This is a genomic window from Streptomyces sp. NPDC059828 (assembly GCF_042731955.1).
In the GTDB taxonomy this organism is placed as follows: Bacteria; Actinomycetota; Actinomycetes; order Streptomycetales; family Streptomycetaceae; genus Streptomyces.
Genome location: NZ_JBHWIW010000026.1, coordinates 35,216 through 55,893, shown reverse-complemented (window position 1 = coordinate 55,893; position 20,678 = coordinate 35,216). Strand labels below are relative to the sequence as shown.

The following is a 20,678-nucleotide window of genomic DNA, read 5'->3' as shown; positions in this document are numbered from 1 at the left end:
CACCCAATGGGGGCGACGGGAGGCAGCCGTGAGGACAGCGACACTGGGGCCCGCCCAGCGTGCCGAGGCACTGGCCACGATGGCGGAGCGCGAGCTGGACGTGCTGGTGGTCGGCGCGGGAGTGGTCGGTGCCGGCACCGCGCTGGACGCCGCGACACGCGGACTCTCCACCGGGCTGGTGGAGGCCCGCGACTGGGCGTCGGGCACCTCCAGCAGATCCAGCAAGCTCATCCACGGCGGGCTGCGCTACCTGGAGATGCTGGACTTCGCGCTGGTCCGGGAGGCACTCAAGGAGCGCGGGCTGCTGCTGGAGCGGCTCGCACCGCACCTGGTACGGCCCGTCCCCTTCCTGTATCCGCTCCAGCACAGGGGCTGGGAGCGGCTCTACGCCGGATCGGGCGTCGCGCTGTACGACGCGATGTCGGTGTCATCGGGCCATGGCCGCGGTCTGCCCGTCCACCGCCACCTCAGCCGTACGCACGCCCTGCGTGTCGCGCCCTGTCTGCGCAAGGACGCCCTGGTGGGTGCCTTGCAGTACTACGACGCCCAGATGGATGACGCCCGCTTCGTGGCCACACTTGTGCGCACCGCGGCGAGCTACGGCGCCCAGGTCGCCAGCCGGGCACGGGTGGTCGGCTTCCTGCGGGAGGGCGAGCGGGTCGTCGGCGCCCGGGTGCAGGACGTGGAGGCGGGCGGGGAGTACGAGGTCAGGGCGAAGCAGATCGTCAATGCCACCGGGGTGTGGACGGACGACACCCAGGCGCTGATCGGTGAGCGCGGCCAGTTCCACGTCAGGGCTTCCAAGGGCATCCACCTGGTGGTGCCCAAGGACCGGATCCACTCCACCACCGGGCTGATCCTGCGGACCGAGAAGTCCGTGCTCTTCGTCATTCCCTGGGGCCGGCATTGGATCGTCGGGACCACGGACACCGACTGGGACCTGGACAAGGCGCACCCCGCGGCCTCCAGCGCCGATATCGACTATCTGCTGGAGCACGTCAACTCCGTGCTGGCCGTGCCGCTGAGCCGCGATGACGTCCAGGGGGTGTACGCGGGACTGCGCCCGCTGCTCGCGGGCGAGTCGGAGGCCACGAGCAAGCTCAGCCGCGAGCACACGGTGACCCATACGGCCCCCGGCCTGGTCGTCGTCGCCGGCGGCAAGTACACGACGTACCGGGTGATGGCGAAGGACGCCGTGGACGAGGCCGTGCACGGCCTGGACCAGCGGGTGGCGCCCTGCGTCACGGAGGATGTGCCCCTGATGGGCGCCGAGGGCTACCGGGCGCTGTGGAACGCGCGGGTGAGGATCGCCGAGAGCACCGGCATCCATGTCGCCCGGGTGGAGCACCTGCTGAACCGCTTCGGCTCCATGACCGAGGAGGTGCTGGACCTCATAGCGAAGGACCCCGGGCTCGGCGAGCCGCTCGCCGCCGCCGACGACTATCTGCGGGCCGAGGTCGTGTACGCCGCGTCCCACGAGGGCGCCCGCCATCTGGATGACGTCCTCACCCGGCGTACGAGGATCTCCATCGAGACCTTCGACCGGGGCGCGCGCAGTGCCCGGGAGTGCGCGGAGCTGATGGCGCCGGTGCTCGGCTGGGACAAGGAGCAGATCCAGAAGGAAGTCGAGCACTACGAGAAGCGGGTGGAGGCCGAGCGGGAGTCCCAGCGTCAGCCGGACGACCTGACGGCCGACGCGGCACGGCTCGGAGCGCCCGACATCGTCCCGATCTGAGGTGCGCCCGCTGGGGATTGCGGGACAGCCGTCAGGCCCCGGCACGGCCGGGTGCCGCGTCGGGGGCCTTCGTCAGAGCACGACGCGGTAGTGCGTGGTCAGGCGCCGGTCCTCGCCCAGGATGTGAAAGGCGAGGCCGGGCGGCTGGTCGCGGTCTGCGGGACGGTCGCCTTCCCAGGGCATGCGCAGGGTCCAGGTGACGGCCGGTCCGACGATCAGGGGGCGGGCCGCGAAGGTCGAGGCGGCGGCGGTGTGGGCGTGCCCGGTCAGGACGGCGGCCACCCGCGGGTGCGCGTCCAGCAAGGCGGCCAGCTGTCCGGGCTGTTCGAGCATCCCGGAGTCGGGCAGCGGGTGGTGGAGTTCGACCGGCGGCTGGTGGAACGCGATCAGCGCCGGGGTGTCCCGGGGCAGTCCGGTGAGCTGGGTGTCGATCCAGTCGAGTGTCCGGGTGTCGAGGCGGCCCTCGTCGCGGCCGGGGATCGTCGAGTCGCACATCAGGATGGCGACCCCGTTGATGTGATGGATCCGGTTGATGGGGTCATCGCCGGGAGTCTCACCGAGCAGGGCCTTGCGGTAGGCAGCACGCGCGTCGTGGTTGCCGGGGCAGGTGAGCACCGGGAAAGGGACCGTCAGGATGCGGGCCGCTTCCTCGTATTCGGCTTCCGCGCCGTGATCGGCGATGTCCCCGGTGACCAGGAGGGCATCGACGGGGCGGGGCAGGGCCCGCAGGTGGTCCAGGACGCGTTCGGCGCGCTGGGTGCTCCGCTCGCTGCCGTCCAGGTGCAGGTCGCTGATCTGTGCCAGCAACAACGTCATGGTGCGTCCCCCTCTGCGGCGGCTCCGTCGTCCGTCGTGGCATCTAACGGAATCTTCTGTTTTGCCGTTAGGGACTCTAGGGTGTCCACGGGAATGTGATCAAGTAGCGGCAGCCTGAGGGGAGGGAGACCTGATGGAGCGCTGGCTGGCGCTGGAACTGGCGAGCACCATCCGCCACGACGGGGACGGCGGCGTCACGGACGACCTCGCCACGGCACAGGGCGCGACCCGCTGGATCCAGGCGCAGACGGACCTGCTGCCCGTCCACCTGCGGGTCGGGGAGTGCGTGGCGGACGAAGCCCTCTGGGGCGAGATCACCGAGCTGCGAAGGGCGGTCCGGGCCTTGTTCGCCAAGGCGGTCAGCCCTGCTCCCCCGAGCGCGGCGGACGCATGTCAACTGCCATCGGCCGAGCAGGCGTTGGCCCACCTCAACGCGGTCGCCGCTCGTGAAGCAGTCGTCCCGCGGCTGGACTGGCCGCCGGAAGGGGCTCCCGTGGCCCGTCTGCTGCCGACGGATCACGATCCGAGGATCCGGCTCATGGCGGCCCTGGCCCGCGCTGCCGTCGACTTCCTGAGCGGCCCGCAGCGGCTGCAGTTGCGTGCCTGCTCCGCGCCCCGCTGTGTGCGCTACTTCCTCAAGAGCCACGGACGGCAGGAATGGTGCAAGCCGTCCTGCGGAAACCGCGCCCGGGCAGCCCGCCACTACCAGCGTCAGCGCATGGCAGCCGACCGGCCTTCCCCCTCGTCCTGACGCACGGAGGACCCGGGAGTATCGGCGGTCCTGGAATAAGAGAGAATGGGAACTCTTCCAGGGCGCGCTACCGCATCGCGTGAAGCGGCATACGCGGGCGGGGATCAGGGATCGCAGAGGGGACGCATGTCGGAGGCGGAGCAGTCGCGGGACACGGCACCGGAGCCCTCGCGGGACACTGACCAGGACGCCCGGGGCGCCGTGGCGAAGAGCTCTGACGGGGGCTCGGGGGCGGACGCGCGAAAGAAGACGGTCAAGGGGACGGCGGACGCGAAGCCCCCGGAGGGCGCCAAGCCGGACCAGGGCGCCGAGACCGGTGACGCGGAACACGCCGACGGCGCCGCCAAGGACGCCACTGCCGGCGACGACGCGGGCGCGGGTTCGGACGCCGGGAGCGGCGACGCCGGGGCCGAAGCGGACCGGGCCACGGACTCCGGCGAGGACGGCGCCGAGGTCTCGGGCGAAGGCAGGGACGAGGCGCCAGCGGCGGCCGAGCGCGGTGCAGCGAAGGGCACGGACACCCACGCGCGCAGTGCCGGCAGTGGTGCCGCTGCCATGAAGCCCTCGGCCGAGGGGCGCCTGCTGGGCGGACGCTACCGGCTCGGCGGGGTGCTCGGGCGCGGCGGCATGGGCACCGTGTGGCGGGCCGTCGACGAAATGCTCGGACGCACCGTCGCGGTGAAGGAGCTGCGTTTCACCAGCAGCATCGACGAGGACGAGAAGCGCCGCCTCATCACCCGTACCCTGCGCGAGGCCAAGGCGATCGCCCGGATCCGCAACGCCAACGCGGTGACGGTCTACGACGTGGTCGACGAGGACGACCGTCCCTGGATCGTGATGGAGCTGGTCGAGGGCAAGTCGCTGGCCGAAGTGGTGCGTGAGGACGGTCTCCTGACGCCACGCCGGGCGGCTGAGGTCGGTCTCGCGATCCTCGACGTGCTGCGTTCCGCACACCGCGAGGGGATCCTGCACCGCGATGTGAAGCCGTCCAACGTGCTTATCGAGACCGACGGACGGGTCGTCCTGACGGACTTCGGGATCGCGCAGGTGGAAGGCGACCCGTCGATCACGTCCACCGGCATGCTCGTTGGTGCGCCCTCCTACATCTCGCCGGAGCGCGCCCGGGGCCACAAGCCGGGACCGGCCGCCGACCTCTGGTCGCTCGGCGGTCTGCTGTACGCGAGCGTCGAGGGCTGCCCGCCGTACGACAAGGGCTCGGCGATCGCCACGCTCACCGCGGTCATGACCGAGCCGCTGGACCCGCCGAAGAACGCGGGCCCGCTGGAGGAGGTCATCTACGGTCTCCTGGCCAAGGATCCGGCGCAGCGGCTGGACGACGCGGGTGCCCGTGTCCTGCTGCTCGACGTCATCCGGATGCCAGAGGCCCCGCCCGCCCGGGTGCCCGAGCCGTCCCCCGAAGCGACGCGAGTGGTGCCTCTGCCCCCGCTGCCGCCCGAGCCCGGAGCGCCGGTGCAGGACCGCACCAGGGAGCGTGCCAGGAACCTCACCAAGGAGCGCACCAAGGAAGCCGCCGACGCGGCTGCCGACCGGGTGCGCAGCGCACTGCGCTCCGTGCGGAACGCGGCGGCGAAGAACGCGGCGGTGAAGCCCGAGCCCGGCCCCACGGGGGCACCGGATGCGACCGGCACACGGACCGCTCCCGTGCGGGCGCCGCTCACCGACGTGGTGCCCCGACGCACTCTGGTGATCATCGCGGTGGTCGCCGCGCTGGCCGTGCTCGCGACCGTGCTCGCCTTCGCCTTCAACGGCGACGACGACAAGGCCGGCGGCCGGGGCAAGGGGGGCAACGGCGCCGCGGCCAGCGGCGGTGCCACCTCCGGCGGCGACGGCAAGAACCAGGGCCAGGACAGCGGCAACGGCACCAAGGGGGACCCTGACCAGGGGGTCGACGGCGGCAAGGACACCGAGGGCGGCACGGGTACGAGTCCGGGCACGGCAGGCAGCTCGGCCGGGACGCAGCCGTCGGGCGGCCCGAAGCCGGACGACCCCGCTGGTGGTCCCGCGGGGGGAATCCCCGTCGGATACACGATGGTGACGAACGACCAGTTCCACTTCAGCATGGCGATGCCGGAGAGCTTCCGGATGACCGATATCGCGGGACAGGATTCGGGCGGCATCTTCAACGCCTCCAAGGGTGCCTTCCCCCGGGTTCAGGTCGACTTCACCGGCAGCCCGGGCGGGGACGCGAAGCTGGCGTGGACGCAGGCGGTCGCGGCCGTGGCGGCCAGCAGCGACGGCTACGACACCCTCAGCATCAAGTCCGTTGAGTACAAGGGCTACCCGACCGCCGCCGACTGGAGCTTCGAGCGCAACCAGGGCGGACAGCGCGTGCGGGTGCTCAACCGCGGCTTCAAGGTCGACGCGGGCCACGGCTACTCGATCATGGTCAGCTGCAAGGCGAGCGAGTGGGGCGGAAAGGAGTGCACGACCCTGCGCGAGACGGCGTTCGCCACGTTCGCCCCCAAGTCCTGAACAAGCCACGTATCGTGAGAGACCGAAGACCGTACGAAGTCGCAAGCAGCCGTTCGGGTGAACGGATTTGACGGTTTCGTAGCGTCTTCGGGACCGGGGGACCGTGCGCTGGTGGGGAGGCGTTCGTGGACGACTACGCGGGACGGGTGCTCGCCGAGCGCTACCGCCTGCCGCTTCCGCCGTCCGACGAGTACGAACTCGTCGAGACCCGTGCCTTCGACACCTACAGCGGTCAGGAGGTCGTCGTCCGGCAGGTGCCGCTGCCGGAGGTCGTGGACGCGGAAGTGCTCGACGCGGCGGGTGCGACCGGTGCCGCGGGTGCTGCCGGACACGGGTACGGAGGGCAGCCGCGCCGTCCCGCCGCGGGTGCGAGCCGACGCCCGGCTGATCCAGCGGTGCGGCGGGCCGTCGAGGCGGCCCAGGCCGCGGCGCAGATCCCCGACCATCCACGGCTCGACCAGGTCTTCGACGTGTTCGCGGAGGACGGTTCGCTCTGGATAGTGAGCGAACTGATCGCGGCCCGCCCGCTCGCGGCGCTGCTCGCCGAGAAGCCGCTGAGCCCCTATCGTGCGGCGGAGATCGGCTCGGATGTCCTCACCGCGCTGCGTGCCCTCCATGTGCATGGCTGGACCCACCGCAACATCACCGTCCGCACGGTCCTGGTCTGCGACGACGGCAGGGTCGTCCTGACGGGCCTTGCCGCGGGCGCGGCGGAAGAGGCCCTGTGCGGCTATGCGCCGGTCCCGGACCCGGCCGATCAGGTGATCGAAGCGGACATGGACGAGCCGTCGGATCCATCGGAGGCATGGACCGGGTCGGATCCGGACCCGTCTGACGGGCACGTGCCGTCCCACACGGTTCCGGTCCTGCCCTGGCAGCCCGGCGCCGGGACCCCGTACACACCTCCGGCCTACGGTTACGGCTTCGGCGAGGAGTCCGCTGACACATCCGCCACGCCCGCCGAGCGTTCCGGCACCATCGCCGCCTACCGTGCCGGTGCGCGAGCGGCGGGGCGTCTCGGCGAGGGGGCACGGCACGACGAGCCCGGCGACGAAGCAGGTGACCACGGCGAGAGTGGCCATGGCATCGGGCGGCTGCACCACCCGGGCGTACCCGATGGGCCCGTGCCCCCACCCGTACCCGCTCCCAACTGGTGGTCGCGTCCGGCAGACACGGGCGGTTTCCATGATCTGGCCGATGACGCCGACTATGACGACACCGACGACGATGACTTCGAGGGCTATCCGGGCGACCCGCACCGTGCCCGGCTTGCCGGCACCTGGCGCGACGGCCCGCGCGGTGGCGCGGACGCCTCCGCGCCCATCGCCGCGGGCGGCGGGTCGTCCCCGTACGGCCGCGGCCCCTCCGGCACCGACGCGCTGCGTGCCGACGCCCAGCGCCTGCCCGTCCAGGCCCACAGGTCAGGGACGGGCGCCGACAAGGGTGCGAGGACCGGCACCGGCACCGCAGGCTGGGACGAGGTGGTCGCCGCGGGTCCCGCTGCCCCCGAGTACCGGGGCCCCGCCACTCCACTCGCCGCCGAGCGGGCCCGTCAGGCGCGGATCGCCGTGGTCGGCGCGGTCACCGAACGGTGGGCGCCCGAGCAGGCGGGCCCCGTGCACGGCACCTGGCAACTCGCCCCACCGGTCGGACCCGCCACCGACTTCTGGGCACTCGGCGCACTGCTGTTCCGTGCCGTACAGGGCCATGCCCCCTATCCCGAGGAGAGCGCGGCTGAGCTGGTGCAGATGGTCTGCGCCGAGCCGCCCGCGTTCGCCGAGGAGTGCGGCCCCCTGCGCCCGGTCGTGGAGTCGCTGCTGCGTCAGGACCCCACCGAGCGCCCCGATGTCGAGGAACTCCGCGGCTGGCTGCGCTCGCTGATCAGATCCGCGCCCGAGCCCGACGCGGGCACCGCGGTGATACCGCTCCCGTCCGTGGACGGTACGCGGCTGCCCGTCGTACGCCGCCGTGGTGAGCTGGTCCGCAGGCGCCGTGCCGGGCTGCCCGACTCCACTCATGGCAGGCATCGCCACAGGAAGCCCCGCCAGTCCCGGGATCCGCGGGGTTCGCGGGAGTCCCGGAACTCACGTACACCGCACACGGGCAGCCGCAGCCCGCGTTCACTCGGTCGCCTGCTGCTGGTGCTGATCCTGCTGGCACTCGCGTCGGCCGTCGTGTACGCCGTGCTGTTCATGCCCAAGTCAGGGGAGCGGACGCGCTCGTCCTCGCCCGCGGGAGCGGTGTCCGACCAGTCCGCGGCCGGTAGCGCGCTCCCCGGCCCCAGCAGCCGCCCGTCCGGGACCCAGCAGCCTTCAAGTACCCCGGCCGACCAGCAGCCCGCGACCTCCACCTCGGCCGTGGACCTCGCCGACGGCTATGTCCTGCGTACCGACCCGGAGGGCTTCCGGATCGCGGTCGACAAGACCTGGCAGCGGCGGCCCATCAACGACAGCGGCCAGGTCCGCTACTCCGGCGGCGACTTCACGCTCATCGTCGTGCCCGGCCGTGACTCGGTACAGGCGAGCGGCTCCGACCCGATGGCGTACCAGCGGGGCACGGAGCGCGAGTTGCAGCCGTTCCGGGAATCCACCTGGTCATCGGCGTCCGGGCTGCGTCGTATCGACATCGGCAAACAGGCCATGGCCGAGGGACAGTTCACCTGGCAGGACAGCAGTGGACGTGAGGTCTACGTCCGCAACCTCGCGATGATCGTGGGCGATCGCTATCACGTGATCCAGGCCATCGGTCCCGAGGGGCAACGCGACAAGGTCACCGAGATCTACCAGCAGGCGACGAAGGCGTACCGGGCGAGCAGCTGACGCTTCGGTCACGGTAAGTGATCGACGGTCGGGTCGGCGCGTCCCGCCTGACCGTAATGAGGGCCATCGTCCGTCCTGTGCACGGATGGAGGTGACCGCGCGTCGCAACCATCGAGTAACGGTGTGAGTTAGTGAGCCGCCCTGTGTTCCCTGTACGTACCTCCCCTTCGTAACCTGTCATTTCAAGGAACGGGGCGGGGGCACGGGTCGCGTGGAGAGCATGAGTACAGGAGCGGGACTGCTGCTGGCCGGGAGGTACCGGCTCACGGAGAGCATCGGTCGCGGCGGCATGGGCAAGGTGTGGCGCGCCCAGGACGAACTCCTGCACAGAACCGTCGCCGTGAAGGAGCTCACGGCCGGGCTCTATGTCTCCGAGGCCGACCGTGCCGTGCTGCACGCCCGCACCCAGAAGGAGGCCCGGGCGGCCGCCCGTATCTCCCACCCGGGTGTGGTCACCGTGCACGATGTCCTCGAGTACGACGGGCGTCCATGGATCGTCATGCAGTACGTCGACGGGCCGTCACTCGCCGACGCCGCCAAGGAGTCGGGCCCGATGGCCGTGGCCGAGGCGGCCAGGATAGGTCTGCACGTGCTGGGCGCGCTGCGTGCCGCGCATGCGGCCGGGGTGCTGCACCGAGACGTCAAGCCCGGAAACGTGCTGCTCGCTTCGGACGGCCGGGCCCTGCTCACGGACTTCGGTATCGCCGCCATCGAGGGCGACTCCACCATCACCAGGACCGGTGAGATCGTCGGCTCCATCGACTATCTGGCCCCCGAGCGGGTGCGGGGCGCCGATCCGGGGCCCGCGTCCGACCTCTGGTCCCTCGGCGCCACGCTCTACACCGCCGTCGAAGGCACCTCGCCGTTCCGCCGTACTTCTCCGCTGTCGACGATGCAGGCCGTGGTGACCGAGGAACCGGAGCCGTCCGGGAAGGCGGGCGCGCTGGGTCCGGTCATCACGGCGCTGCTGCGCAAGGAGCCCGAGGAGCGCCCGTCTGCCGCCGAGCTGGAACGGATGCTGCTGGAGGCGATGGAGGGGCGCAGACCCCAGGCGGCGCAGGCGTATGTGCCGACGCAGTCGGTGCGCCGGGAGGAGGGCACCAGGGCGGCGACCGCGCATCTGACAGTCCCGGGCGGTCAGCCCCCGGTCCCGCCGCAATCGCCCGGCTCCGGATCCGGTCACCGGCCCGCGCGCCCCGCGAAGCGGCCCGGTCGCTGGCGCAGGGCGCTGCTCGCCGTGGCCGTGGTGGCGGCCGTCGCCGGTGGCGCGGCGTACGTGGCCATCGAGTACGCGGGCGGCGGCACAGGCACCAAGGCCAACGGGCCCGACTCGTCCACCACGTCCGACGCCGCGAGCGGCGGTGGCGACAACGCCGGGAACACCGGAAGCACTTCGTCCGGGAAGACCCCCAAGGGCTTCACCCGGGTCACCGACCCGGAGGGCTTCAGTCTGCTCGTACCGGACGGCTGGGCGCGGCAGCTGGACGGCAATCAGATCGACTACACGCCCGACAACGGCCGCCATCGCATCCGCATCAGCGTCGATCCGAAGCCCGACTTCGAGAACCCGTACATGCACATGCTCGACGTGGAGAAGACCGTGGAGAAGCGGCTGCCCGAGTACGACCGGCTGACCCTGCACTCCAACACCTTCCGCGACCAGACGGACTCGGCGCTCTGGGAGTTCACCTGGACCGAGACCAAGGACCACCCCGGCAGGCGCCGTGCGATCGACCAGGTCTACTACGCGGATGACGGCACGGAGTACGCCGTCTACATGTCGGGTCCGGCCGGGAACTGGGCCAAGATCAGACAGCAGTTCGACATCGTGCTCCAGAGCTGGCAGCCTCCACCGTCCGACGGCTGACCCGGGTGCGCCAGGAGGGCGGAGTCCTCGCGGCCGACGTCCGTCCCCGGTGAGTGCGGGCGGGTGGAGTGCGCCGGCGGCACTTCACGGTCCGTAGCGGGCTCTGAGCCGGAGCGAGACGGCAGCGAGGGCGGCGAGACGGCGGCGGGATCGCAGCGAGACGGGAGCGGGATCGCGGCGAGACCGGAGCGAGACCCGGGGAAGAGCCGTGAGAATTGCCGCAGGGGGACCCTGTGGCGGTCATAAGCCCCTGATCAGGGCTTATCTGCCAGCGATCACTGGCACGATATGTGGAGCTCCCGAAAAGCTGTTACCGACGGGTACCCAACGGCGTGATTGCGTCATACTCTCGCCCCCATGACGGACTCGCAGGCCCTCGCTCCCCACTCCAGCGCCCCCCTCGGCACCAACCCGGTCGCCCCCGCCCCTGCCGGGGTGCGCAGCGCCGCCGATGTGGTCACGCCCGAGGTGGTGGCCCAGCTCACCCGTGGTGTCGTCGGCTCCGGCCGCACCGCCAACCACACCCCCTTCACCGGGGAGAAGCTCGCCGACCTGCCCGAGTCCACACCCGATGACGTGGCGGACGCCTTCGCCCGTGCCCGCGAGGCCCAGCCCGCCTGGGCCGCGACCTCCACGCGGGCCCGTGCCGCCGTGCTGCTCCGCTTCCACGACCTGGTGCTGGAGCGCCAGGCCGAGGTGCTCGACCTGATCCAGCTGGAGACCGGCAAGACCAGGCTGCACGCCCATGAAGAGGTGCTGGGTGTCGCCATCGCGGCCCGGCACTACGGCCGCATGGCGCCTTCGTATCTGAAGCCGAAGCGGCACACCGGCGCCGTGCCCCTGCTCACCAGGACCACCGAGCTGCGCCAGCCACGCGGAGTGATCGGCCAGATCGCCCCCTGGAACTACCCGCTCGAACTGTCCGTGGGCGACGCGCTGCCCGCGTTCGTCTCGGGCAACGCCGTCGTGATGAAGCCCGACACCGAGACCGCGCTCACCGCGCTGTGGGCCCGTGACCTGCTGATCGAGGCGGGGCTCCCGGCCGGTGTCTTCCAGGTGGTCATCGGGGAGGGTCCGGTCGTCGGCCCCGAGGTCGTCAAGCACGCCGACTACGTGTCCTTCACCGGTTCCACCCGCACCGGACGCGAAGTCGCCCAGGGCGCCGCCGCCCGCCTCGTCGGTGTGTCCCTCGAACTCGGCGGCAAGAACGCGATGCTGGTGCTGCATGACGCCGATGTCGACAAGGCCGCGGCCGGCGCCATCCGCGCCTGCTTCTCCTCCGCCGGACAGCTCTGCATCTCCATCGAGCGGCTGTATGTGCACGAGTCGATCGCCGATGCCTTCCTGGAGCGGTTCGCGGCCCGTACCAAGGCGATGCGCCTCGGCCACTCCCTCGCCTACGGGGCCGAGATGGGCTCCCTCGTCGGGAAGCGCCAGCTCGAGAACGTCAAGCGCCATGTCGAGGAGGCCGTGTCCAAGGGCGCGACCCTGGTCGCGGGCGGCGTCCACCGCACCGACATCGGGCCCTACTTCTACGAGCCGACCATCCTCGACGGGGTCGAGGCGCCGATGGCCGTGTGTGCCGAGGAGACCTTCGGGCCCGTCGTCTCGGTCTACCGCTTCACGGACGAGGACCAGGTCATCGAGCAGGCCAACGCGACCGCTTACGGGCTGAACGCCAGCGTCTGGACCAAGGACGGCAGGCGCGGTCACGCGGTCGCGGCCCGGCTGCGCACCGGCACCGTCAACATCAACGAGGGCTACGCACCCGCCTACGGCAGTGTGCGGGCCCCGATGGGCGGCATGAAGGACTCCGGCCTCGGCCGCAGGCACGGTTCCGAGGGCATCCTCAAGTACACGGAGGCCCAGACCGTCGCCCATCAGCGGCTGATGCCCCTCGCCCCGTCCTTCGGCCTGGACGACGAGAAGTACGCGGCCCTGATGACCACGTCGCTGAAGGCGATGAAGGCCCTGCGTCTTCGCTGACGCCCCACCGCCTCCGTCCCGCGCACCAGCCGCCCGATCCGCACCACCCCGCACCCGCACCGAGGAGAGCCATGTCCGATCTTCCTGAGTCCTCAGCCCCCCGGAACCAGGACGAGAACGACGAGAGCGGCACCGACTCCGCGTACGACTACGACGTCATCGTCATCGGCTCCGGATTCGGCGGCTCGGTTTCGGCGCTGCGCCTCAGCGAGAAGGGCTACCGCGTCGGCGTCCTGGAGGCGGGTCGCCGCTTCACCCGCGAGACCCTGCCCAGGAACTCCTGGGACGTGCGCAACTACCTGTGGGCTCCGGCCCTCGGCCTCTTCGGCATCCAGCGGGTCCATCTGCTGGGCAATGTGATGGTGCTGGCGGGCGCGGGAGTCGGCGGCGGCTCCCTCAACTACGCCAACACGCTGTACGTACCGCCCGCGCCCTTCTTCAACGACCCGCAGTGGAAGGACATCACGGACTGGCAGGAGGAGCTGAAGCCGTACTACGACCAGGCCAAGCGCATGCTGGGCGTGCGGCTCAACCCCACCACGACCCCGTCCGACGTGCATCTGAAGGCGGCCGCCGAGGCCATGGGCGTCGGCGACACCTTCCACATGGCACCGGTGGGCGTGTTCTTCGGCGATGGCAAGGATGCCTCCGCCGAGGACGGGGCCGGCGGTACGGCGAAGGTCCAGCCGGGCGCGGAGGTGCCGGACCCGTACTTCGGCGGCGCGGGCCCCACGCGCCGCGCCTGCACCGAGTGCGGCGAGTGCATGACCGGCTGCCGGCACGGCGCCAAGAACACCCTCAACGAGAACTACCTCTACCTCGCCGAGAAGGCAGGCGCGGTCATCCACCCGATGACCTCGGTCGTCGCGGTCACCGAGGACGCGCGTGGCGGCGTGGCGGTCAGGACACTGCCCACCGACAAGAAGCGCAAGGGCGAGGGGCGTACGTTCACGGCACAGCGGGTCGTTCTCGCAGCGGGGACCTACGGCACCCAGACGCTGCTGCACCGCATGAGGGACAACGGGCTGCTGCCGCGTATCTCGGCGCGGCTCGGCGAGTTGACCCGTACCAACTCGGAGGCGATCGTCGGGGCCCAGACCGACAACCGCCGCTACCGCAAGGCGCACGGGACCAAGAAGGTCGACTTCACCCGGGGTGTCGCGATCACCTCGTCGATCCACCCGGACGCCGACACCCACATCGAGCCGGTTCGCTACGGCAAGGGCTCCAACGCGATGGGCTTCGTCACCGTCCTCCAAGTGCCCTTCAGCGCCAAGCACCGGGTCGCACGCTGGGCCGCGCGCATCACCAGGCACCCCGTGCTGGCGGTCCGCGCCCTCTCCAACCGCCGTTGGTCCGAGCGCACCATCATCGGGCTGGTCATGCAGTCCCTGGACAACTCGCTGACCACCTACCGCAAGCCGAAGGGTCTCGGCAAGGGCCTGCTCACCGCCCGCCAGGGGCACGGAGCGCCCAACCCCACGCAGATCGCCGCGGCCACCGAGGCCGCCACGTTGATCGCCAAGGAGATCAACGGCTTCGCCGGGTCCAACGTCGGTGAGCTCGTGGGCGCCCCGATCACCGCCCACTTCCTGGGCGGCTGCCCGATCGGCGCCTCCGCCGAGTCCGGGGTGATCGACCCGTACCACCGTCTCTTCGGCCACCCGGGGATCTCGGTCGTCGACGGCGCGGCCGTGTCCGCGAACCTCGGCGTGAACCCGTCCCTGACGATCACGGCCCAGGCCGAGCGGGCGATGTCGTTCTGGCCCAACAAGGGCGAGGAGGACATCCGCCCGGAGCAGGGCGCGGCGTACGAGCGCCTGACACCGGTCGCGCCGAAGTCCCCGGCCGTTCCGGCGGATGCCTTCGGCGCGCTGAACCTGCCGTTCCTGGGGATCCCCGCGGTCCCGCCGAAGAAGTGACCCACCGGGCGACGCCCGGACATCGAGACAAGAGAGAGGCGCTGCACCCCCCTCCGAGTGCAGCGCCTCTCTTGCTGTGGGCCCGCCCGGTCGTCCACGGACCGGTGACACGTGTCGTGTACACCGCAAAATCCGAGGTCCCGTGCGAGGCGTAATCGTTGGTTCCGCATGCATGACGTGTGACCGGCGTGAAGGGTTGTCTCCGCACTCACAGAAAATTTATGTGACGGGTGTCACAGCCCTTGGGGGGCGGCGGTTGTACTCGTTCCGTGATCTGTACACGGACAACCATGTACACCTCATGCAGGTCGAACACGGCGCTGACACAGCTGACACATGAGTAGCGGCTGACGCACCCCACACACCGAGCATGAGGTCGTAGATGAGACGCCTTTCCGCCCCGGCCGCACTGCGCCGCGGCGCATCCGGTCTGGCCGCCGCCGGACTGCTGACCGTGACCGGTCTTGCCGCCGTGCCCGCGCACGCGGCCGACCCGGAGCCGGTCTTCACCCTCAGCGGTCCCTCCGACGTGGGCCTGCACGCGTACCCCGCGTCCGGCAAGCCGAAGAAGACGGTTGCCGACTTCGAGGTGACCAACCCCTCCACGGACGAGGAGAAGGGTTTCTACGACGGCGAGTACACCGTCACCTTCGACCTGAGCGGCATCGCCGGTGTCGCGGACGTCCGCTTCGACCCCGAGGGCGGCGGCAGCTCCGAGTGCAAGATCACCGGAACGCTCGGGGTCTGCCACGACTACGGCATCTGGCCGGGGCTCAGCGATGTCGCCCGGCTGGAGATCACCCCGGCGAAGGGCAGCAAGGTCGGCGCGTCCGGGACCATCAAGGTCACCGGTAAGGCCGAGGGCGCGACCTTCACCTCCCACTCGACCAAGGTCGAGGTCGGCGGTGTGGACCTGGTCATGAAGCCGCTCAACCTCAAGCAGGAGATCAAGCCGGGCGAGGCCCGGCCCGCCAGGCTCACCTTCGCCAACACCGGCACCTCCGCCGCCCCGGCCGTCCTGGTCACGCTCATCCACTCGCACGGCATCGAGATCCCCGAGCGCTACTCCAACTGCGAGTACACCCGGCAGGGCGACGACTTCTTCGGGGCGGCCTACTCGAAGACGGTCTGCGTGCTGGACGGCCCGTTCGAGCCCGGCGCGGTCTACGAACTGACCGAGCCCTTCACTCTCAAGGCGGCCAAGCACGCCTTCTACGAGGACTTCGTCTACCGCGTCACCGAGAACAGCCCGAGCGCGCTCAGGGCGGAGCGCGGAACCGCCGCGTTCACCAGGGGCACCGGCGCACCGCTCACGCTGAAGAAGCAGTCGGCGGCGCCGCGCGGTGCCGACCTGAACCCCTGGGACAACCAGCAGGAGCAGGGGTTCCGCGCCAAGAACACCGCGGACTTCGTCGCCTACGGCACCAGCGTCGAGAAGGCCGCGGCCGGTGAGACGGTCAAGGCGACCATCGGCTTCCGCAACAACGGTCCCGCCTGGGTCGCCTACCTCCGCTCCGGGGAGAACATCGGCACCGTCGACGTGAAGGTGCCGCAGGGTGCCACGGTCACCAGGAAGCCGAAGAGCTGCCGCGCCGTCACCACCTCCGGTGACTGGCGTGAGAAGCAGCTCGGCGCGCCCCGCTACTTCTGCAACGTCCCCGCGATGGTGCTGGAGAACGAGGACTTCGCCCTGCCCTTCGAGATGAAGATCGAGAAGGTCGTCAAGCAGGCCACCGGCTCCGTCACCGTGCGCAACTGGTTCGAGGGGGAGCCCGCGCTGCATTTCGACCCCAGCATGCGCAACAACACCGCCAAGATCGTCCTGAACGGCAAGGACGACTCGGGCTCCACGTCCGGCTCGGGTTCCACCTCCGGCTCGGGTTCCACGTCCGGTTCCGGCGGTTCTACCGGTGGCTCGACGGGCGGATCCTCCAGCGGTTCCGGTACCGAGGGCGGCGCGAGCGGTGGCTCAGCGGATTCGGGTGCCACGTCCGGCTCGGGCTCCGGTAGCGGCGGGCTCGCCTCGACCGGCACCACCGCCATGCTGACCGGCGGTGTCGCCGCCGCCGCGCTGGCCATCGGCACGGTGCTGTACGTCAAGACCCGCAGGCGCCCCGCTCAGCGATAGGCACAAAGCGGCGGTGAGCCGTCACCCGACTGCGGTCGGCCCCGGGCGTCCCCGGAGCCGACCGCTCTTGGGGTGACCGGGCTGCTGTCCCCTGCCGACCGGTCACGCACGCCGGGGCGAGGTCCCACGACACACCTGAGGTGCGCCACACGCCCCAGCGGAGCCACGCGTGGTTCTTTCCTTCGGTGCCCGCCCCTGGCTGGCACGGACACCCGGACCAACGAAGCCCGTGGGGCCCGGTCACGCGCCGTACGGGTGAGGCGAACGGGGAGGCGCAGATGCCGGGCCCGCTCTCCTCGTCAGACGCGTCCCCGGCACAGCTCCAGCAGCGTCATCGCCAGCGAGGTACCCGGCTTGCCCAGGGCGTCCCGGTACCGGCTCAGCACCTCCATCTCACGGGAGAGGTTCACGCGGCGGCCGCCCGAGGTGATCCGCGCCTCCTGGATGACGGCCGAGACGGCCATCCGTTCCTGGACCAGACCGATGATCCGGTCGTCGAGGACATCGATGCGCTCGCGCGCGTCCCCGATGAGCGCGGCGGCCTCGGGGGTGCGGGCTCCCGTCTCGGGGACGGTGCCAGTGGCTGCGGCGGTGGTGGTGATGAGGGCCATGATGGAGGGCTCCTTGCTGTGGATGCCCAGGGACGACCCGGAGGCACACTGCCCGGAACAAACAGAACGCCCCGGGCCTTGTGGCCCGGGGCGCCTGGGAAGTCGCTTGTCAGTTGCTCAAGCAGCACGACCATGGCAGCCGGCGGGCCGGATGCCATAGGTAAAGACGAAGGTCGGGTGCTTGCGCATGGCGCTCAGTATGCCTTCCGGCCCGGTGCGGGGCCAGCCGGGCGGCCGGGTGATTCGGATGGTGAGACGAAGAGCGGTCCGGCGCCGCCGGTAGAATCAACAAACAGAACCCCTCCCTGCACGCCGGAAGGCCGCCGTAGTGTCCTCAGCGCCCACCGCTGCCGCGCCAGACAACGACAGCCCGGACGTCGTCCTCGTTGTCGACTTCGGCGCCCAGTACGCCCAGCTCATCGCCCGCCGAGTCCGCGAGGCCCGGGTCTACAGCGAGATCGTGCCGTCCACCATGCCGGTCTCGGAGATGCTGGCGAAGAAGCCGGCCGCGATCATCCTCTCCGGTGGCCCCTCATCCGTGTACGAGGAGGGCGCCCCGAAGCTCGACCGCGCGCTCTTCGAGGCGGGCGTGCCCGTCTTCGGCATGTGCTACGGCTTCCAGCTGATGGCGCAGAGCCTCGGCGGCACCGTCGACAACTCCGGCGCCCGTGAGTACGGCCGTACCGCGCTGCACGTCAGCAAGCCCGGCTCCACCCTCTTCGAGGGCACCCCGGCCGAGCAGCCGGTGTGGATGTCGCACGGCGACGCCTGCTCCGCCGCCCCCGAGGGCTTCGCGGTCACCGCGTCGACCGACGTCGTCCCGGTCGCCGCGTTCGAGAACGACGAGAAGAAGCTGTACGGCGTGCAGTACCACCCCGAGGTGATGCACTCGACGCACGGCCAGCAGGTCCTGGAGCACTTCCTCTACCGGGGCGCGGGCATCGAGCCCACCTGGACCACCGGGAACGTCATCGAGGAGCAGGTCGCCGCGATCCGCGAGCAGGTCGGCACCAAGCGCGCCATCTGCGGGCTGTCCGGTGGCGTGGACTCGGCCGTCGCCGCCGCCCTCGTGCAGAAGGCCATCGGCTCCCAGCTGACCTGTGTGTACGTCGACCACGGCCTGATGCGCCAGGGTGAGACCGAGCAGGTCGAGAAGGACTTCGTCGCCGCGACCGGTGTTTCCCTGAAGGTCGTCGACGCACAGGAGCGCTTCCTGAACGCGCTCGCCGGGGTGTCCGACCCCGAGCAGAAGCGCAAGATCATCGGCCGGGAGTTCATCCGGGTCTTCGAGCAGGCGCAGGCCGAGATCGTCGCCGAGGCGGGCGCGCACGGCGGGCAGCCCGTGCAGTTCCTGGTGCAGGGCACGCTCTACCCCGACGTGGTGGAGTCCGGTGGCGGCACCGGAACCGCGAACATCAAGTCGCACCACAACGTCGGCGGCCTCCCCGAGGACCTCGAGTTCGAGCTGATCGAGCCGCTGCGCAAGCTGTTCAAGGACGAGGTCCGGATGGTCGGCCAAGAGCTCGGCCTCCCGGAGGAAATCGTCCACCGGCAGCCCTTCCCGGGCCCCGGCCTCGGTATCCGTATCGTCGGCGAGGTCACCAAGGAGCGCCTGGACCTGCTGCGCGAGGCCGACGCCATCGCCCGCGAGGAGCTCACGGCGGCCGGTCTCGACCGCGAGATCTGGCAGTGCCCTGTGGTCCTGCTCGCCGACGTCCGCTCGGTCGGCGTCCAGGGCGACGGCCGCACCTACGGCCACCCGATCGTGCTGCGCCCGGTCTCGTCCGAGGACGCCATGACGGCGGACTGGACCCGGATGCCGTACGAGGTGCTGGCGAAGATCTCCACCCGGATCACCAACGAGGTCGCCGACGTCAACCGCGTCGTCCTCGACGTGACCTCGAAGCCCCCGGGCACCATCGAGTGGGAGTAGGCCTCCCCGCTTGTCAACGCCGGCGCCGTCGCTCATTCGTTTGAGCGGCGGCGTCGGCGTTCGCGGTGGGTAATCTGACCGCACGGACCAGAATCACGGCCATGGGAGCACTCATGAGCGCAGAGATCTCGCACCACTGGCCGGTGCCGCCGCGCGACGGCTACACCGTGGACGACCTGCTGACCCTGCCCGACCTCCCGCCGCACACCGAGCTGATCGACGGGAGCCTGGTCTTCGTGAGTCGTCCGCAGCGCTACTTCCACAGCCTTGCGATCGACCTGCTGGTGAACGGACTGCGGAGCACTGCGCCGCCCGAGCTCAAGGTTGTTCGAGAGATGACCGTGGTGGTCGACAAGCGCAACGGCCCGGAGCCTGATGTGTCGGTCGTCCGGGCGGCAGCGGCGCGCAGCCGGGCGCAGACATACTTCCAGGCGCGGGACGTGCTGCTGGCGGTCGAGGTGGTCTCGCCCGACTCCGAGGCCCGCGACAGCGACACCAAGCCCCACAAGTACGCCGGGGCCGGTATCCCCTACTTCTGGCGGGTCGAGATGACGGGTGACGACGATCTCCCGGTGGTCCACGCCTTCGAGCTCGACAAGGTGTCGCGCGCCTATGTGGCCACCGGTGTCTTCCAGGACCGCCTCAAGATCTCCGTGCCGTTCGACATCGACATCGACCTGACCGAGATCGACAAGCTCTGATCCCCAAGGCGCGTCGCCTCTCTGGCCAGTTGGGGAGTGCGGCGCTACCTTCCGCCGCATGGACAAGATCCCGGCGAAGGCCCCCGCGCCTGTTTCCGTGCCCGCGCCCGTACCCGTCGACCAGCTGCGGTTCGCCATGCCGCCCGTACACGAGTCCTTCGCCGACGAGCGGGCGCACCGGAAGCAGCGGCTTGCCGGGGCGCTGCGGGTGTTCGCGGGGCTCGGATACGAGGAGGGGGTGTCCGGGCACATCACGGCGCGCGATCCCGAGTTCGACGACTGCTACTGGGTGAACCCCTTCGGGGAGCCGTTCGCCACGATGACCGCGGGCAAGCTGGTCCTGGTCAACGGGGAAGGGCAGGTCGTCGAGGGCGCCCAGCGCGTCAACCAGGCGGCGTTCGCCGTTCACGCGGAGGTGCACCGGGCGCGGCCGGGGGTCGTGGCCGTCGCGCACACGCACTCCGTGCACGGACGGGCGCTGGCCGGGCTCGGGGAGCTCATCGAACCCATGACCCAGGAAGCCTGCGCGTTCTACGAGGACCATGCCCTGTACGACGCCTACACGGGGGTGAGCGTGAACGCCGCCGAGGGGCGCAGCATCGCCACCGCACTCGGCGATCGCAAGGCCGTCATCCTGCGCAACCACGGTCTGCTGACCGTCGGGGACTCCGTCGACGCCGCCGCCTGGTGGTTCATTGCCATGGAGCGCTGCGCCCAGGTGCAGCTCGCGGCTCGGACGGCCGGCAAGCCGGTGCTCATCGCGCACCGGGACGCCGTGGCCACGCGCGAGCAGCTGGGCGGGGATCTCGTCGCATGGATCAGCTATCAGCCGCTGTGGCGCCGGATCGTCGGCGCCGAACCCGAACTCATGTCGTAGTACGTCAATTTGATCGTGAGGCAATCACCCTCGCATTCC

General features: G+C 70.7%; 13 protein-coding genes. 11 read left to right on the top strand and 2 right to left on the bottom strand.

Features of this window, described 5'->3' with window-relative positions; all coding sequences use genetic code 11:
- The first annotated feature begins 28 nt into the window (after positions 1-28).
- A complete protein-coding gene (locus tag ACFV6V_RS17645) occupies positions 29-1,735 on the top strand; it encodes a glycerol-3-phosphate dehydrogenase/oxidase (RefSeq protein WP_361280173.1) in 1,707 nt (568 codons plus the stop codon).
- Between the two features lie 72 nt (positions 1,736-1,807).
- Here ACFV6V_RS17645 and ACFV6V_RS17640 read toward each other — a convergent pair whose 3' ends face one another.
- Positions 1,808-2,551 (bottom strand): metallophosphoesterase, encoded by a 744-nt coding sequence (locus ACFV6V_RS17640; RefSeq protein ID WP_385565594.1) that lies wholly within the window; start codon positions 2,549-2,551, stop codon positions 1,808-1,810.
- Between the two features lie 133 nt (positions 2,552-2,684).
- Between ACFV6V_RS17640 and ACFV6V_RS17635 the strand changes: the two genes are divergently transcribed.
- From ACFV6V_RS17635 to ACFV6V_RS17605, 7 genes are all read left to right on the top strand, one after another.
- A complete protein-coding gene (locus ACFV6V_RS17635) occupies positions 2,685-3,302 on the top strand; it encodes a CGNR zinc finger domain-containing protein (protein WP_385565592.1) in 618 nt (205 codons plus the stop codon).
- 126 nt (positions 3,303-3,428) lie between these two features.
- Entirely contained in the window at positions 3,429-5,795 is a 2,367-nt protein-coding gene (locus ACFV6V_RS17630) for a protein kinase (protein ID WP_385565589.1), read from the top strand.
- Between the two features lie 125 nt (positions 5,796-5,920).
- Entirely contained in the window at positions 5,921-8,614 is a 2,694-nt protein-coding gene (locus ACFV6V_RS17625; protein ID WP_385565586.1) for a serine/threonine protein kinase, read from the top strand.
- A gap of 220 nt (positions 8,615-8,834) precedes the next feature.
- Positions 8,835-10,481, top strand: a complete 1,647-nt coding sequence (locus ACFV6V_RS17620; RefSeq protein ID WP_385565584.1) for a serine/threonine-protein kinase — start codon at positions 8,835-8,837, stop codon at positions 10,479-10,481.
- Positions 10,482-10,838: 357 nt separating this feature from the next.
- Complete coding sequence (locus tag ACFV6V_RS17615) at positions 10,839-12,467, top strand: succinic semialdehyde dehydrogenase (protein ID WP_385565581.1); 1,629 nt, start codon at positions 10,839-10,841, stop codon at positions 12,465-12,467.
- A 71-nt stretch (positions 12,468-12,538) separates the two neighbouring features.
- Positions 12,539-14,389: a GMC oxidoreductase gene (locus ACFV6V_RS17610; protein WP_385565579.1), complete on the top strand. Its 1,851-nt coding sequence runs from the start codon at positions 12,539-12,541 to the stop codon at positions 14,387-14,389.
- Positions 14,390-14,771: 382 nt separating this feature from the next.
- Positions 14,772-16,517, top strand: a complete 1,746-nt coding sequence (locus ACFV6V_RS17605; protein ID WP_385565576.1) for a peptidase — start codon at positions 14,772-14,774, stop codon at positions 16,515-16,517.
- Positions 16,518-16,816: 299 nt separating this feature from the next.
- Here the strand turns inward: ACFV6V_RS17605 and ACFV6V_RS17600 are convergent, their stop codons facing one another.
- Entirely contained in the window at positions 16,817-17,128 is a 312-nt protein-coding gene (locus ACFV6V_RS17600; RefSeq protein WP_385565574.1) for a chorismate mutase, read from the bottom strand.
- Positions 17,129-17,456: 328 nt separating this feature from the next.
- On the opposite strand from ACFV6V_RS17600, the gene guaA reads away from it, so the two are divergent.
- From guaA to ACFV6V_RS17585, 3 genes are all read left to right on the top strand, one after another.
- Positions 17,457-19,061: a glutamine-hydrolyzing GMP synthase gene (guaA, locus tag ACFV6V_RS17595; protein WP_385565571.1), complete on the top strand. Its 1,605-nt coding sequence runs from the start codon at positions 17,457-17,459 to the stop codon at positions 19,059-19,061.
- A 113-nt stretch (positions 19,062-19,174) separates the two neighbouring features.
- On the top strand, positions 19,175-19,762 hold the full coding sequence (locus ACFV6V_RS17590; RefSeq protein WP_385565568.1) for a Uma2 family endonuclease: 588 nt from the start codon (positions 19,175-19,177) through the stop codon (positions 19,760-19,762).
- Positions 19,763-19,820: 58 nt separating this feature from the next.
- A complete protein-coding gene (locus ACFV6V_RS17585; protein ID WP_385565565.1) occupies positions 19,821-20,639 on the top strand; it encodes a class II aldolase/adducin family protein in 819 nt (272 codons plus the stop codon).
- Positions 20,640-20,678 lie beyond the last annotated feature (39 nt).

Coding starts and splice junctions, on each gene's coding strand:
- ACFV6V_RS17640 (WP_385565594.1), bottom strand. CDS start 2,551: ATGACGTTGTTGCTGGCACAGATCAGCGACCTGCACCTGGACGGCAGC.
- ACFV6V_RS17635 (WP_385565592.1), top strand. CDS start 2,685: ATGGAGCGCTGGCTGGCGCTGGAACTGGCGAGCACCATCCGCCACGAC.
- ACFV6V_RS17630 (WP_385565589.1), top strand. CDS start 3,429: ATGTCGGAGGCGGAGCAGTCGCGGGACACGGCACCGGAGCCCTCGCGG.
- ACFV6V_RS17620 (WP_385565584.1), top strand. CDS start 8,835: ATGAGTACAGGAGCGGGACTGCTGCTGGCCGGGAGGTACCGGCTCACG.
- ACFV6V_RS17615 (WP_385565581.1), top strand. CDS start 10,839: ATGACGGACTCGCAGGCCCTCGCTCCCCACTCCAGCGCCCCCCTCGGC.
- ACFV6V_RS17610 (WP_385565579.1), top strand. CDS start 12,539: ATGTCCGATCTTCCTGAGTCCTCAGCCCCCCGGAACCAGGACGAGAAC.
- ACFV6V_RS17605 (WP_385565576.1), top strand. CDS start 14,772: ATGAGACGCCTTTCCGCCCCGGCCGCACTGCGCCGCGGCGCATCCGGT.
- ACFV6V_RS17600 (WP_385565574.1), bottom strand. CDS start 17,128: ATGGCCCTCATCACCACCACCGCCGCAGCCACTGGCACCGTCCCCGAG.
- ACFV6V_RS17590 (WP_385565568.1), top strand. CDS start 19,175: ATGAGCGCAGAGATCTCGCACCACTGGCCGGTGCCGCCGCGCGACGGC.
- ACFV6V_RS17585 (WP_385565565.1), top strand. CDS start 19,821: ATGGACAAGATCCCGGCGAAGGCCCCCGCGCCTGTTTCCGTGCCCGCG.